The organism is Micromonospora sp. WMMD1274 (assembly GCF_049179035.1).
Lineage (GTDB): Bacteria > Actinomycetota > Actinomycetes > Mycobacteriales > Micromonosporaceae > Micromonospora > Micromonospora tulbaghiae.
The window spans coordinates 7,004,178-7,019,089 of sequence record NZ_JBMHMG010000001.1 but is presented as its reverse complement, the minus strand read 5'-3'; the positions used below and the strand labels follow the sequence as shown (position 1 = coordinate 7,019,089).

Sequence of the window (14,912 nt, the reverse complement as noted above, 5' to 3'; positions counted from 1 at the left end):
TATTGACGACGCCCATCAATGTGAGCTGGGTCACACTGGGGAACTTTCGTCTATGGATAGGATCGCTGTCACCTTGACCGGAGGAGGCGTCGTATGACCAGCCGGCAGGCGCGAGTGTGGGTGGGCGTCACAGCACTGGTGACCCTCGTGGTGGTCGGCGCGCTGACGCTGACCGGGCGCGACGACGACGCCCGTACCCCGGAGGCTGCCGGAACGGTCGCGGTGGCCGAGCCGAGCGCGAGCGCCGTCGCGTCGGAGCCACCCGTGGTGGTGCCGGGGCGGCCGGGGGAGCCGGCCGCGACCCGCGCCGCCGAGCAGGTCCGGGGCGCCACCACGCCGCGGTGGAACAGCCTCGACGTCTGGTACGTCCGGATGATGATCCCGCACCACGAGCAGGCCCTGGAGATGGCATCGCTCGCGCCCGAGCGCGCCGCCGACGCGCGGATCCGTGCCGTGGCGGAGCGGATCCGCGCCGCGCAGGGCCCGGAGGTCGGCCTGCTGCGCGCCTGGCTCAGCACGCGCGACCTGCCCGCCGACGTGCCCGGGCACGACCACGGCAGCATGCGCGGGATGCAGTCCGCCGAGGCGATGCGGCGGCTCGCGGACGCGCGCGGCGCGGCGTTCGACCGGCTGTTCGTGCAGATGATGTCCGACCACCACCGGGGCGCCATCGTCATGTCCACCGACCTGCTGAAGGTCGGCGTCGACCAGCCGATGCAGGAGTTCGCCACCGCGGTAGCGGTCGAGCAGTCCGCCGAGATCACCCGCATGCAGGCCCTCCTGACCCCCTGACCCGCCCTCACCCCCCACCCCCAGCCCACCCGCCCTCACCCCGTCGATCATGAAGATGGCTGCGGCAAATCGGACAGCATCCGCCGTTAACTTCATGATCGACGGGGACGGGCCGGGGAGGGACGGGGACGGGCCGGGGAGGGCGGGGGGCGGGCCTAGGCTGGGGGATCGTGAACCGCCTGATCCTCGGTCGTCCGCTGCGCGGCGTCGCGTTCGACGCCGCCGTCTGCGGGCTCGTCGTGTTCTTCGTGCTGTCCGGGTACTTCGCCGGGCTGACCGGGCTCGCGGCGTCCGCGGTCGGCCTGGCGATGGCGGCGGTGCTGTTCTTCCGGCGTACCCACCCGTCGGCGGTGGGCGTCCTGGTGGCCGCGCTCGCGCTGGTTCAGGTGATCGCCGGCTGGGGTCCGCTCAGCTACGACGTCGCCGTGCTGATCGCCCTGTACAGCGTGGTCAAGTACGCCGACCGGCTCCGCGACGGCATCGTCGCCGGGGTCGTCGCCGCGATCGGCGGGGTGCTCGCCGCGCTCCAGTCGCCCGGCACCGGGCCCTGGTGGATGGGCGCGTTCTTCTACGCCCTGATCGTCGGCGCGGTCTGGCTGGCCGGGCTGAACCTGCGGACCCGCCGGCTCTACGTGGTCAGCCTGGAGGAGCGTGCCGCCACGCTGGAGCGGGAACGGGAGGCGGAGGCGCGCGCCGCCGTCGCCGAGGAACGCACCCGCATCGCCCGTGAGCTGCACGACGTGGTCGCCCACAGCATGGCCGTGATGATCGTGCAGGCGGACGGGGTGCGGTTCACGCTCGACCGGGATCCGGCCACCGCCCGGGAGGCGGCCAAGGTGGTGGCGGACACCGGCCGGGCGGCGCTGGAGGAGATGCGGCGGCTGGTCGGCGTACTCCGGGAACCCGACCGCCCGGAGCCGCTGCCGGCGGCGGGCGAGCCGGCCGCCGAGCCGGCGCACCGCCGACCCGCGCTGGTGGAGCTGCCCGCGTTGCTCGACCGGTTCCGTGCCGCCGGGCTGCGGATCACCTGCGGCGGCGCCGGCACCCCGCGGGCGCTGCCGCCCGGCCTGGAGCTGACCGTCTACCGGGTGGTCCAGGAGAGCCTGACCAACGCGCTCAAACACGCGGGCGTCGGCGCGTCGGTGGAGCTGACGCTGGACTGGGCCGCGGACGCCGTCGTGGTCCGGGCGGTGGACGACGGCGGCGGCGCTCCGGTGGTCCGGCCGGCGCCGTCCGGCGGGCACGGCCTGGTCGGCATGCGGGAACGGGTCGGGGTGTACGACGGCAGCCTCGCCGCCGGCCCCACACTCGCCGGTGGCTGGCGGGTGCAGGCGCGGCTGCCACTGCCCGCGGCGGCCGGCATCGAGGAAGGGAGCGCGGCGGCGTGACCGTGCGGGTGATGATCGTCGACGACCAGGCGCTGGTGCGGGCCGGGTTCCGGATGGTGCTCGGCTCCCAGCCGGACTTGGAGGTGGTCGGCGAGGCCATCGACGGCGCGGACGCGCTGCGGGTGCTGGACCGGGTCGAGGCCGACGTGGTGGTGATGGACCTGCGGATGCCCACCATGGACGGGGTGGAGGCGACCCGGCGGATCTGCGCCGGTTCGGCCGGCGGCGGCCCGCGCGTGCTGGTGCTCACCACGTTCGACACCGAGGCCGACGCGTTCGCCGCGCTGCGCGCCGGGGCGAGCGGGTTCCTGCTCAAGAACGTGCCGCCGGAGGAGCTCATGGCCGCGATCCGGGTGGTGGCACAGGGCGACTCGGTGGTGGCCCCGTCGATCACCCGGCGGCTGCTCGACCGGTTCGCCGGGCAGCTCGGCCCCGCGCCGACGGCGGACCCGCGGCTGGCCCAGCTCACCGACCGGGAGCGCGAGGTGCTGCTGCTGGTGGCGCAGGGGCTCTCCAACGCCGAGATCGCCGCCCGGGTGCACGTCGCGGAGGCGACCGTGAAGACCCACGTGGGCCGCATCCTGGCCAAGCTCCAGCTCCGCGACCGGGTCCAGGCGGTGGTCCTGGCGTACGAGAGCGGCCTGGTCACGCCCGGCGGCTGACCGGCCGTACGTCTCAGGTCGTACGGGTTTGCCCGGTGGGGGACGACCGTGGTCGCACCGAGGTCGAGCGCCCAGGTGGAGATCAACTGGCCGGTGCCGGACCTAGCGTCGGAACTGTCCGAAAGACCGTGTCCGACAGGAGCACCACCGTGTCCGCACCACCGACCACAGGCGTCGCCCTCGCCGCCCGCGCACTGCGCAAGGAGTACGGCGTGGGGCAGTCCCGCGTCGTCGCGCTCGACGGCGTCGACCTCGACCTGGCCGCCGCCCGGTTCACCGCCGTCATGGGCCCGTCCGGCTCCGGCAAGTCCACGCTGCTGCACTGCCTCGCCGGCCTCGACCGGCCGACCGCCGGGGCGGTCCACATCGGTGACGCCGACCTGACGCGCCTGGACGACCGGCGGCTCACCCGGCTGCGCCGGGACCGGATCGGTTTCGTCTTCCAGAAGTTCAACCTGCTGCCCACGCTCACCGCCGAGGAGAACATCGTCCTCCCGCTGGCGATCGCCGGCCGCCGGCCGGACGCGACGTGGCTGCGTCAGGTGGTCGCCGCGGTGGGCCTGACCGACCGCCTCGGGCACCGCCCGGCCGAGTTGTCCGGCGGGCAGCAGCAGCGCGTCGCGGTGGCCCGCGCCCTGATCACCCGGCCGTGGGTGATCTTCGCCGACGAGCCGACCGGCAACCTCGACTCGCGCTCCGGCGCGGAGGTGCTGCGGCTGCTGCGCGAGGCGGTGGACACGCTCGGCCAGACCGTCGTCATGGTCACCCACGACCCGGCCGCCGCCGCGCACGCCGACCGGGTGGTCTTCCTCGCCGACGGCCGGCTGGTCGACGAGCTGCACGAGCCGACAGTCGGTGACGTCCGGGACGCGCTCAGCCGGCTCGACCCGGCCGTGGCGCCGGCGGGGCGGTGAGCGGGATGCTGCGCCTGACCCTGCGCCAGGTCCGCGCCGACGGCCTGCGCCTGCTGCTGTCCTCGCTGGCGATCGTGCTCGGCGTCGCGTTCGTCGCCGGCACGCTGATGTTCGTCGACGGCATGCGCGCCGGGGCGTACGAGCGGGCCGGTGAGTTCGACAGACACACCGACCTGGCCGCGTACGCCGGGACCGAACCGCTGCCCCCGGCGCTCGTGGACCGGGTACGCGCCGTCGACGGGGTGGCCGCCGCCGCGGGCGAGCTCACCGGCTCCGCCGGCGTGGTCGGCACCGACGGCCGTCCCGTGCTCGGGTACGCGGTGCTCGCCGCGATCCCCACCGAGGCGGACCTCCAGTCCTACGACGTGGTGGCCGGGCGGCTGCCGCAGCGCCCCGGCGAGGTGGTGCTGGACGACGGGACCGTCGCCGAGCAGCGCTTCACACTGGGCGGACCGGTGTCGATCGGCGGGCGGGACGGCGCGGCCCGCCCGTACACCCTGGTCGGCACCGTCGACGTGGACGGCAGCTCCCGCGACGTCGGCGGCCCGTACATCGGGCTGACCGGCCCGGACGCGCTCACCGTCAGCGGCGAGAAGGGCTACGGCCGGATCATGGTGGCGGCGCGGCCCGGTGCCGACGCGGCGGCGCTGGCCGACCGGATCCGCGCCGTGGTGGGGCCGGACGTGACGGTCCGGGACCGGGACGCCGTCCTCGACGCGGCAGTCGACGACGCGGTACGCGACCTGCGGCAGTTCGGGATGCTGCTGGGCACGTTCGCGGCGGTCGCCGTGGTGGTGGCCGGCTTCGTGATCGCCAACACCTTCGCCATCGTGCTCGCCCAGCGCTCCCGGCGTACCGCGCTGCTGCGCCTGGTCGGCGCCACCCGGGGGCAGATCTACCGGGCCACGCTGTCCGAGGCGGCGGTGACCGGCCTGCTCGCCTCCGTGGTCGGAGTGCTGGCCGGCGCGGCGGTGGCCGGCGGCCTCGGCCTCCTGCTCGCCGGCACCGGCGTGCCGCTGGGCAGCGGGCTCACGCTGACCCCGCGTACGCTGCTGGTCTCGCTGGGGCTGGGGACGCTGCTCACGGTGGCGTCGGCCGCGCTGCCGGCCTGGCAGGGCACCCGGGTCGCGCCGGTGGCGGCGCTCACCGACGCGGCGGTCGACCCGGTCCGCCCGGCCCGTCGGATCCGGCTGGCGGTCGGCGTGCTGGCGCTCGCCGCCGGTGTGGCGGCGCTGGCCGGCGCCGGCGCCACCGGCCAGGTGGTGCTGGTCGCGGCGGGCGGGCTGCTGGCCTTCGGCGGCATCGTGGCGTTCGGCCCGGTGCTGGTGCCGGCGCTGGTACGGGTGCTCGGCGGGCCGTTCCGCGCGGCGTTCGGCGCCACCGGCGGGCTGGCGGTGTCGAACGCGGTGCGTAACCCGCGCCGGGTCGCCGCCACCGCGACGGCCATGGTGATCGGCATCGGGCTGGTCTCGGCCTTCGTGGTCGGCGCGGCGAGTGTCAAGTCCGGCATCGAACGCGCGGTGGACGCCCGGATCGGCGTGGACTTCCTCGTCACCGGCATCGGCGGTGACCTGCCGGCCACGGTCGCCGGCGAACTGGCCGCCCGCCCGGAGCTGGGCGTGGTGCACGAGCAGCGCAGCCGGGTGGTCGGCGACATGCAGCTGCGCGCCGCGCATCCGGCGCTGGTCCGGCGGACGCTGTCCGCCGTGGACGCCGGTGACCCGGCGGATCTGGGGCCGGGAGCGGTGCTGGTGCACCGCGAACTGGCCGCCGCCCGGGGCTGGACGGCCGGCTCCACGATCACGCTCGCCGGGCGGCCGTTCCGGATCGCCGCGGTGGTGGCCGACGAGGAGCCGGTCCTGGCCGGCAGCCCGGTGCCCGCCGGGCATCTGGTGGACGTGCTGGACGCCGACTTCACCGCCATGTTCCCGGCCGAGCGCGGCTACCTGGCCGAGGTGGACCCGGCCGCCGGGGTGAGCGTCGACGCGGCCCGGGCCGCCGTCGAGTCGGTGCTGGCCCGCTACCCGACGGTGAACGTGATGGACCAGGCCGCGTACAAGAAGATGCTCACCGGCACCGTCGACCTGGTGCTGGGGTTCGTCACCGCGCTGCTCGGCCTGGCCGTGGTGATCTCGCTGGTCGGGGTCGCCAACACGCTCAGCCTGTCCGTGGTGGAACGCACCCGGGAGACGGCGGTGCTGCGCGCGGTCGGACTGAGCCGGGCCGGGATGCGGGGCGTGCTCGCGGTCGAGGCGGTGCTCACCGCGCTCGTCGGCACGCTGCTCGGCATCGCGCTCGGCACCGGGACGGCGGCCGGGGCGACGGCCGTGGTCGCCCGCATCGGCGGTGACTTCACGCTGGTGCTGCCCTGGGGACGGATCGGGCTGATCGTCGCCGTGGCGGTGGTGGCCGCGCTGCTCGCCTCGGTCCTGCCGGCCCGCCGCGCCCTGGCCCGGCCGGTCGTGGCGTCGCTCGGCGCGGACTGACCGCCCGGTCCCGGACACGCACGAGCCGGCTCCGCCGTGGGCGGGGCCGGCTCGTGGATGCCGTGGGTCAGGGCTGGGTGACCGGCTGCCCGCCGGTGTCCCCGCCGCCGGTGCCGGTGCCGGGGTCGGCGGTGGTCGGGTCGGGCGCCGGCGGCGTGGTGGGCGCCGTCGTCGTCGGCGCGCTGGACGGCGTGCTGCTCGGCTCGTCCGTCGGGGCCGGCTCGTCGGTCACGCTCGGCTGCGCCGACGGGGTCGGGGAGGAGCTCGGCGTCACCGAGGGCGTGGCCGACGGCCTGTCGCCGGGACCGACCGGTCGGTAGGTGTAGTCGTCGTCCGCCGACGGCTCGTCGACGACCGGCTCGGCGGCCTGCTCGCTCGGCGCCACCGCCGGGGCGGTCTTGTCGATCTTCGTGGCCGGTTCGGCGGTGTCGTTCGCGGCCGCCACCAGAGCGCCCAGCGCCCCCATCGCCACCAGCACCGCGCCCAGCGCCCCGACGAGCGTGCCGCGCCGGCTCCGCCGCCGCGACGTCGCCACCGCGGCGCCCGGGCGGACCGCCGGCTGGTCGTCCCTCGACCGCGCCGGACCCGCCGCGCCGCGCAGCGCCACCGTCGCCGTCGGCGAGTCGGTACGCGCGGCCCGCGCCGCGTCGGCCATCGCCGCCGCGCTCGGGTAGCGGTCGGCCGGATCCTTCGCCAGCGCCCGCGACACCAGCTCCCGCACCGACGCCGGGATCTCCGCCGGCAGCTCCGGCGGCTCGTCGTCGAGATGGCGTACGGCCACCTGGAGCGGGTTGTCGCCGGTGAACGGCGGGCTGCCGGTGAGGCAGCAGTACGCGACGGCACCGAGCGCGTACACGTCGGTGGCACCCGAGACGGGCCGGCCGGCGGCCTGCTCCGGCGCCATGTAGAGGGCGGTGCCGGGCACCGCGTTCGTGCTGGTGATGCTCGTGACGTTGGTCGAGCGGGCCACGCCGAAGTCGACCAGGACCACGGTGCCGTCGTCCTGCACGAGCAGGTTGCTCGGCTTCACGTCCCGGTGGACGATGCCCCGGCCGTGCGCCGCGTGCAGCGCCTGCGCCACCTGGGCCACGATCGACATGGTCTCGGCGACCTCGAGCTGCCCGGCGGTTTCGATCCGCCGCGACAGCGGCTCACCGGCGACGAACTCCATCACCAGGTAGTCGGCCCGGCCGCCGCCGGGCAGGTCGTCCTCGCCGCAGTCGAAGACCTGGACCACGCCGGGGTGGCGCAGGGAGGCCATGATCCGGGCCTCGGAACGGAACCGGGCGATGAAGTCGGGGTCGGACACCAGGGCGGGAAGCAGTACCTTCACCGCGACCGGGCGACCGAGGACCAGGTCGGTGGCACGCCAGACGTCGCCCATGCCGCCGGTGGCGACACGGTCATCCAGGCGGTACCGACCGCTGAGTACGACGTCTGAGGACAGCACCCCCATACCGTACCCACTGCGGGCGCGAAGTATTTCCCGCGATATCCGGGGCCGGTTCGGCGGGCCGTTCGGCCGGGTGTGCGGCAGCCGGGACGCCGATCGGCTGATCGTGATCGACCCGGTACGATCGGCCAGGAAGTCACGCGCCCCCGCGCTCCCGGTCCGCCGTGCCGGCGGTGATCCGTCCGGGGGAGCGTCGAGGTCGTCCTGAGTGTTACCCCGACACGCCGGTGCCAGGGGTAGACATTTCTCTCTGTTTTTCCGGCCTCCGACGGCTTGCCGACGCAGCTCGCCGGTCCCCGTGTCGGCCCGACTCCCGGCCGCCCCCGGACGCCGGTACGGTATGTCCCGCCGACGCCCGATGCCGCGCGGCAGTGTCCAAGGGGCACCGCACCCTCGTGCGCGTGCCTGATCAGCTCACCGGGGGGCCGAGTGCGGATGGCGGTGTGGTCACCGACGCCCGTCGACGTCCGGCGCCGGGCCGTCACGGGACGGCGAGCGTGACGGCCGAGCTGAACGAGGCGGTCGCCGGGGCGCAGGCGGGCGACGAGGAGGCGTTCCGGTTCCTCTACCGCAGCCTGCAACCCGCGCTGCTGCGCTACCTGACCGCGCTCGTCGGCGCCGACGCCGAGGACGTGGCCTCGGAGGCGTGGCTCCAGATCTCGCGTGACCTGCCGTCGTTCACCGGCGGCGAGTTCCGCGCCTGGGTGGTCACGATCGCCCGCAACCGGGCCATGGACCATCTGCGCCGGCAGCGGCGGCGTCCCTCCGTGCCGGTGCCCGTGCAGGCGCTCAACGACCTGGCCGCCGACGTCGACACCGCCGACCGGGCGGGTGAGGCCATCGCCACCGAGAGCGCGCTGGCGCTGATCCGTACGCTGCCGCCGGCCGAGGCCGAGGCGGTGATGCTGCGGGCCGTCATCGGCCTGGACGCGGAGACCGCCGGGCGGGTGCTGGGCCGGCGGGCCGGCGCGGTGCGTACCGCCGCACACCGGGGCCTGCGCCGGCTGGCCGCGATGCTGGAGCGCTCGGCGGCGCAGGCCGCGCCGGACGACGCCCGGGACGCCGTCGCGCCGCGTCCCCGTACCGACCGCCAGGTGCCGCACGCGCCCGAGGCCGAGCCGGCGGAGGGCTGACGTGAGGGGAGACGACGGCATGCACGCTCGCCGGTCCGGCGGGCACGCCGACCGGGCGGAGTCCGACCGCCTGCTCGACGCCGCGCGCGCCGGCACGCCGCCGGGGGCCGACGCCGACCCGCTGAGCCGGCTGCTGTCCGCCGCCGCCGGACCGGCGGCCCCCGGCGAGGTCGCCGGGGAGGAGCGGGCGCTCGCCGCCTTCCGGGCGGCCCGCGCGGCGGCCGGGGCCGCACCGGCGGCGGCAGCGGTGGCCGCGCCGCGCCCGCGCCGGCGCCTGCGGATCGCCGCCGCGCTGTCCGGGCTGGCCGCCACGGCGGTCGCCGGGGTGGCGTTCGCCGCCGTACGCCTGGACAGCAACCCCGAGCCGGTGCTCCCGCCCGCGACGACAGCCGGACCCACCGGCCCCGCCGTCACCGGGCCGTCGCGGCCGGCACCGAGCACCCCCGCCGGCGACGCGTCCGGAGCGGCGTCGCCACCGGCGCCGACGCCGGTGCCCTCCGGTACGCCGAGCGCCAAGGCCCGGCCGTCCGCACCCCCGGCCGGCGGGGCGAGCATGGCCGGCCACTGCCGTGCCTACCTGGCCAAGTCGGAGCGGCAGCGGGAGAAGGCGCTCACCAAGCCGGGCTTCGCCGACCTGGTGGCCGCCGCGGGCGGCCCCGAGCAGGTGGAGAGCTACTGCCGGAACCTGGTCGGCGCTCCGGCGGACGACCCGCACGACGACCCGGAGCCCGAGCGCCCGGGTCCGCGGACGGACGACTGACCGCCACCGCGCAATCAGATTCCGGACAAAAATTCATCTCTCCGGGCAAGCGGAACTCGTCTGCTAGACAGAGGATGGTGGGGCGGCGTCCCGTGCCGTCCCGGCCGGGCGCGTCGCGACGACGTCGTCGCCCATCGCCGAGGAGGAGCCGTCCCATGGTGATGTCGCCGGATCTGGACCGGGCAGTCGTCCTGGGAGACGAGGAGGCAGCCCGGGGCCACCTGGCCCGGATCTGCTTCAAGACCGGGCCACCCGCACTCGTCGGCGTCGAACTGGAATGGACCGTGCACGACGCCGCGGACCCGGCCCGGCCGGTCGACCGCGAGCGACTACGCGAGGCGCTGGGGCGGCACAGCCCCGTGACCCTCGACCCCACCAGCCCGGCCGACGAGCTCCGGCGCGGCGGCGCCGTGACCGTGGAGCCCGGCGGGCAGGTGGAGATCTCCGCGACACCGCGATCGTCGGTCGCCGCGCTCATCCTGGCCACCGAGGCCGACGTCGCCGAGCTGCGGGCCCGCCTGGACGCCGCCGGCCTGGTGCTCGGCCGCAGCGGCATCGACCCGTGGCGCCTCCCCCGGCCGGTCGTGGAGACCCCGCGCTACCGGGCCATGCGATGCGCCTTCGACCGCCGCGGCCCGGCGGGACGGGCGATGATGTACAGCACCGCCGGCCTCCAGGTCTGCCTGGACGCGGGCGAGCCGGACCATCTGGCGCAGCGGTGGGCCACCGCACACGCCGTCGGCCCGCCGCTGCTCGCCGCCTTCGCCACCGCCGACCGGCACGCGGGGCGCCGTACCGGCTGGGCCTCCGCCCGGATGGCCACCTGGCTGGCCATCGACCCGGCCCGCACCCGTCCGGTCTGGTCGCCCGAGCGCGCCGGCGAGGACCCGGTGGCGGCCTGGACCGGGTACGCGCTCGCCGCGCCGCTGCTCTGCGTCCGCGACGACGGCCCGGACTGGACCGCGCCGCCCGGTGTCACGTTCGCCGACTGGCTGGCCGGGGCGCTGCCCCGCCCGCCCACCACCGACGACCTGGACTACCACCTCAGCACGCTGTTCCCGCCGGTACGCCCGCGCGGCTACCTCGAACTGCGCTACCTGGACACCCAGCCCGGCCCGGAGTGGACGGTGCCGCTGGCGGTGCTGGCGGCGATCTTCGCCGACCCGGCCACCACCCGGGACGCGCTGGCGGCTGCCGCACCGGTCGCCGACCGGTGGCGCGCGGCGGCCCGGTGCGGGCTCGCCGAGCGCCCGCTGGCGACCGCCGCGGCGGCGCTGTTCGACCTGGCCCTGACGGCCCTGCCCCGGCTCGGCCTGCCGGCCGGCATCCACGACGAGACCCGGAGAGCGATCCGGCGGCACCGCGCCGCCGCGGAGAGGGGACACCGGTGACCACCACCGAGCGACTACGCGACCGGATCGCCGCGGAACTGGAGCGCACCCGGGCCCGTACCGCGCTGCTGACCGACGCGGTGGACGACGACGACCTGGTCCGGCAGCACTCCACGCTGATGTCGCCGCTGGTCTGGGACCTGGCGCACGTCGGCAACCAGGAGGAGCTGTGGCTGGTCCGCGACGTCGGCGGCCGTGACCCGGTGCGCCACGACATCGACGACCTCTACGACGCGTTCAAGCAGCCGCGCAAGGACCGGCCGGCGCTGCCGCTGCTGCCGCCGGCCGAGGCCCGCGCGTACGTGCGCACGGTGCGGGACAAGGTGTTCGACCTGCTCGACGGCATCCGCTTCACCGAGCGTCCCCTGGTCGCCGACGGGTTCGCGTTCGGCATGATCGTGCAGCACGAGCAGCAGCACGACGAGACCATGCTCGCCACCCACCAGCTGCGCGCGGGCGCCCCGGTGCTCGACGCGCCGCCCCCGCCGGAGCCCCGCGCCCGGGTCGGCGGGGAGGTACGGGTGCCGGCCGGGCCGTTCACCATGGGCACCTCCACCGACCCGTGGGCGCTGGACAACGAGCGCCCGGCCCACACCGTCGACCTGCCCGCGTACGTCATCGACGCCGCCCCGGTGACGAACGGTCAGTACCGGGCGTTCATCGCCGACGGCGGGTACGACGAGCCGCGCTGGTGGAGCGAGGCGGGCTGGCGGCACCGCGTCGAGGCGGACCTGAGCGCGCCGATGCACTGGCGGCGCGACGGGGACGGCTGGGCGTACCGCCGGTTCGGCCGCTGGTCGCCGGTACGCGACGACGAGCCGGTGGTGCACGTCTGCTGGTACGAGGCGCAGGCGTACGCGGCGTGGGCCGGCAAGCGCCTGCCCACCGAGGCGGAGTGGGAGAAGGCGGCCCGCTGGGATCCGGCGACCGGCCGGTCCCGGCGCTACCCGTGGGGTGACGAGGACCCCACCACCGAGCACGCCAACCTGGGGCAGCGGCACCTGTGGCCGGCGCCGGTGGGCGCGTACCCGGCCGGTGCCTCGCCGCTGGGCGTCCACCAGCTCGTCGGCGACGTGTGGGAGTGGACCTCCTCGCCGTTCCGGGGCCACCCGGGCTTCACCGCGTTCCCGTACCGGGAGTACTCGGAGGTCTTCTTCGGCGACGACCACCGGGTGCTGCGGGGCGGCTCGTTCGGCACCGACCGGTCCGCCTGCCGGGGCACGTTCCGCAACTGGGACTACCCGATCCGGCGACAGATCTTCAGCGGGTTCCGCTGCGCCCGTGACGCCGGCCCGGAGGAGTGAGCCGGCCCGATGTGCCGTCACCTCGCGTACCTCGGTCCACCTGTGCTCCTGGGCAGCCTGCTGTTCGACCCGCCGTACGGGCTGCTGCGCCAGTCGTGGGCGCCGCGTGACATGCGCGGCGGCGGCACGATGAACGCTGACGGCTTCGGCGTCGCCTGGTACCCGGACGACGGCGACCCGGTCCGCTACCGGCGGGCCCAGCCGATGTGGAGCGACACGACGCTGCCGGAGTTGGCCGCCGTGACGCGGGTGCGGGCGGTGCTGGCTGCGGTCCGTTCCGCCACGGTCGGCATGCCGCTGCACGAGACCGCCGCGGCGCCCTTCGCCGAGGGGCGGTGGCTGTTCAGCCACAACGGCGTGGTGCGGGGCTGGCCGGACAGCCTGGTCCCGCTCGCCGCCGGCCTGCCCGTCCGCGACCTGATCACGCTCGACGTGCCGACCGACTCGGCGCTGCTGTGGGCGCTGGTCCGGCACCGGCTGCGGGCCGGCGCGCCGCCGGACGAGGCGGTGGCGGACACCGTCGCGGCGGTCGCCGCCGCCGCTCCCGGCTCGCGGCTGAACCTGCTGCTCACCGACGGTACGACGGTGGTGGCGAGCACGGCCGGGCACGCGCTGTCGGTGCGCCGCGGCCCGGACTCGGTGCTGCTGGCGTCCGAACCGTTCGACGACGACCCGGCCTGGCGGGCCGTGCCGGACGGCCGGCTCGTGGTGGCGACCACGGGCGGGCTCGACGTGCGGGAGACGAGCGCCGCCTGACGATCCGTACCCACCGCAAGAGAGGACACTCGATGAGCGCGGAGCCGCTGGAGATCCACCTGGAGCAGCAGGACCTCGACCGTGGGTTGCGGGAGGACGTACGGGTCGGGCTGGCCGCGACGCCGAAGTGGCTGCCGCCGAAGTGGTTCTACGACGCCCGGGGCAGCGAGCTGTTCGAGGAAATCACCCGCCTGCCGGAGTACTACCCGACCCGGGCCGAGCGGGCGGTGCTGGCCGCGCACGCCGACGACGTCGCCACCATGACCGGCGCGAAGACGCTGATCGAGCTGGGCTCGGGCTCGTCGGAGAAGACCCGGCTGCTGCTCGACGCGTTCACCCGCCACGGTGACCTGGGCACGTTCGTGCCGCTGGACGTCTCGGTGAGCGCGTTGCGGTCGTCCACCGAGCAGATCGCCGCCGCGTACCCGGGGCTGCGGGTGCGGGGGATCGTCGGCGACTTCACCCGCCACCTGGACCGGTTGCCCACCGGCGGCCGACGGCTGGTGGCGTTCCTCGGCGGCACGATCGGCAACCTGCTGCCGGTGGAGCGGGCCGAGTTCCTCACCGCGATGCGCGCGGCGCTGGAGACCGGCGACTGGCTGCTGGTCGGCACCGACCTGGTCAAGGACCCGGGCGTGATCGTGCCCGCGTACGACGACGCGGCGGGCGTGACCGCCGAGTTCAACCGCAACGTGCTCCGGGTGATCAACCGCGAGCTGGGCGCGGACTTCGACGTCGACGCGTTCCGGCACGTGGCGGTCTGGGATCCGCGGCGGGAGTGGATCGAGATGCGGTTGCGCGCCGAGCACCCGACCCGGGTGCGGGTCCTGGACACCGACGTGGCGTTCGCCGCCGGTGAGGAGCTGCGGACCGAGGTGTCGGCCAAGTTCCGGCCGGAGGGCATCGCGGCCGAGCTGACCGCCGCCGGGTTCGACCGGCGGGCGTTCTGGACCGACCCGGACGGGCTGTTCGGGGTGAGCCTGGCGCGGGCCGACTGAGCGCCGCCGTGGCCCCGCCCACACCTGGTGACCGGGCCCGCCGATGATCGGCTAGGCTGGGCGGCGCGAAGGGGAGTAGCCCCCAATGTCGTGGTCGACACACTGGTGCGTTCCGCATCCGGCCACGCGGCCCCGGTCTCCGGGGCGGGCGAGACCTTCGACTCAGGCTGTCGCAGCCGGGTCGAGGGCGCCCCCGTTCCTCCTCCCGGCTTGATCGGGAAGGTTCACATGGAGGGTTTCCTCGTCGCGCTGGTGGTCAGCTTCGGCGTCATCTTCGTCGCCGAGCTGGGCGACAAGTCCCAGCTCATGGCACTGACGTTCGCCACGCGGTTCAAACCGGTGCCGGTGCTCATCGGCATCACGATCGCCACCGCCGTCGTCCACCTGGCCTCGGTGGCCATCGGGTACGGCCTGAACGCCGCCCTGCCCACCGACTGGATCTCGCTGATCGCCGGTCTGGCGTTCCTCGGCTTCGGCGCGTGGACGCTGCGCGGCGACAGGCTGACCGAGGAGGAGAAGCGCAAGGCCGAGCGCGGCGGCCGGTCCGCGGTCATCGCCGTGGGTGTGGCGTTCTTCCTGGCCGAGCTGGGCGACAAGACCATGCTCGCCACCATCACGCTGGCCACCAAGTACGGCTGGTTCGGCACCTGGCTCGGGTCGACGCTCGGCATGGTGGCCGCGGACGCGCTGGCGATCCTGGTGGGCCGGATGCTCGGCCGGCACCTGCCGGAGCGGACCATCCGCTACGGCGCGGCGGTGCTGTTCGCCATCTGCGGCCTCTGGCTGATCTTCGAGGCGGTCTCCGAGCTGACCTGAGCCGACCGCGGCCGCGCCCGATGATCGGAGACCGCTTCGGTGGGTAAGTAGCCGGGTGA

The 14,912-nt window shown here is 75.6% G+C and carries 13 protein-coding genes; 12 read left to right on the top strand and 1 reads right to left on the bottom strand.

Features of this window, described 5'->3' with window-relative positions; translation table 11 throughout:
- The first annotated feature begins 93 nt into the window (after positions 1-93).
- From ACN27D_RS33205 to ACN27D_RS33185, 5 genes are all read left to right on the top strand, one after another.
- On the top strand, positions 94-792 hold the full coding sequence (locus ACN27D_RS33205) for a DUF305 domain-containing protein (protein WP_421500900.1): 699 nt from the start codon (positions 94-96) through the stop codon (positions 790-792).
- 170 nt (positions 793-962) lie between these two features.
- A complete protein-coding gene (locus ACN27D_RS33200; RefSeq protein WP_421500899.1) occupies positions 963-2,180 on the top strand; it encodes a sensor histidine kinase in 1,218 nt (405 codons plus the stop codon).
- Positions 2,177-2,842, top strand: a complete 666-nt coding sequence (locus ACN27D_RS33195; protein WP_013476617.1) for a response regulator — start codon at positions 2,177-2,179, stop codon at positions 2,840-2,842. Before ACN27D_RS33200 ends, ACN27D_RS33195 begins: the two co-directional genes overlap by 4 nt.
- A 149-nt stretch (positions 2,843-2,991) precedes the next feature.
- Entirely contained in the window at positions 2,992-3,756 is a 765-nt protein-coding gene (locus ACN27D_RS33190) for an ABC transporter ATP-binding protein (protein WP_357826733.1), read from the top strand.
- Positions 3,757-3,761: 5 nt separating this feature from the next.
- Positions 3,762-6,242 (top strand): ABC transporter permease, encoded by a 2,481-nt coding sequence (locus ACN27D_RS33185; protein ID WP_421500898.1) that lies wholly within the window; start codon positions 3,762-3,764, stop codon positions 6,240-6,242.
- 67 nt (positions 6,243-6,309) lie between these two features.
- Here the strand turns inward: ACN27D_RS33185 and ACN27D_RS33180 are convergent, their stop codons facing one another.
- Positions 6,310-7,692, bottom strand: coding sequence for a serine/threonine-protein kinase (locus ACN27D_RS33180; protein WP_233586128.1), 1,383 nt, complete (start codon positions 7,690-7,692; stop codon positions 6,310-6,312).
- Between the two features lie 500 nt (positions 7,693-8,192).
- Between ACN27D_RS33180 and ACN27D_RS33175 the strand changes: the two genes are divergently transcribed.
- The 7 genes from ACN27D_RS33175 (at position 8,193) to ACN27D_RS33145 (ending at position 14,853) form a co-directional block, all read left to right on the top strand.
- Positions 8,193-8,828, top strand: a complete 636-nt coding sequence (locus ACN27D_RS33175) for an RNA polymerase sigma factor (protein ID WP_421500897.1) — start codon at positions 8,193-8,195, stop codon at positions 8,826-8,828.
- Between the two features lies 1 nt (position 8,829).
- Positions 8,830-9,588 (top strand): hypothetical protein, encoded by a 759-nt coding sequence (locus ACN27D_RS33170; RefSeq protein ID WP_421500896.1) that lies wholly within the window; start codon positions 8,830-8,832, stop codon positions 9,586-9,588.
- Between the two features lie 155 nt (positions 9,589-9,743).
- Entirely contained in the window at positions 9,744-10,979 is a 1,236-nt protein-coding gene (gene egtA, locus ACN27D_RS33165; protein ID WP_121683075.1) for an ergothioneine biosynthesis glutamate--cysteine ligase EgtA, read from the top strand.
- Positions 10,976-12,283 (top strand): ergothioneine biosynthesis protein EgtB, encoded by a 1,308-nt coding sequence (gene egtB, locus ACN27D_RS33160; protein ID WP_421500895.1) that lies wholly within the window; start codon positions 10,976-10,978, stop codon positions 12,281-12,283. The genes egtA and egtB overlap by 4 nt, the downstream gene beginning before the upstream one ends.
- A 9-nt stretch (positions 12,284-12,292) precedes the next feature.
- Positions 12,293-13,039 carry an ergothioneine biosynthesis protein EgtC gene (gene egtC, locus ACN27D_RS33155; protein WP_421500894.1) on the top strand — a complete coding sequence of 249 codons (747 nt, stop codon included), beginning with the start codon at positions 12,293-12,295 and terminating at the stop codon, positions 13,037-13,039.
- A 32-nt stretch (positions 13,040-13,071) separates the two neighbouring features.
- Positions 13,072-14,037 (top strand): L-histidine N(alpha)-methyltransferase, encoded by a 966-nt coding sequence (egtD, locus tag ACN27D_RS33150; RefSeq protein WP_358171975.1) that lies wholly within the window; start codon positions 13,072-13,074, stop codon positions 14,035-14,037.
- 228 nt (positions 14,038-14,265) lie between these two features.
- Positions 14,266-14,853, top strand: coding sequence for a TMEM165/GDT1 family protein (locus ACN27D_RS33145; RefSeq protein ID WP_013286559.1), 588 nt, complete (start codon positions 14,266-14,268; stop codon positions 14,851-14,853).
- Positions 14,854-14,912: the final 59 nt, after the last annotated feature.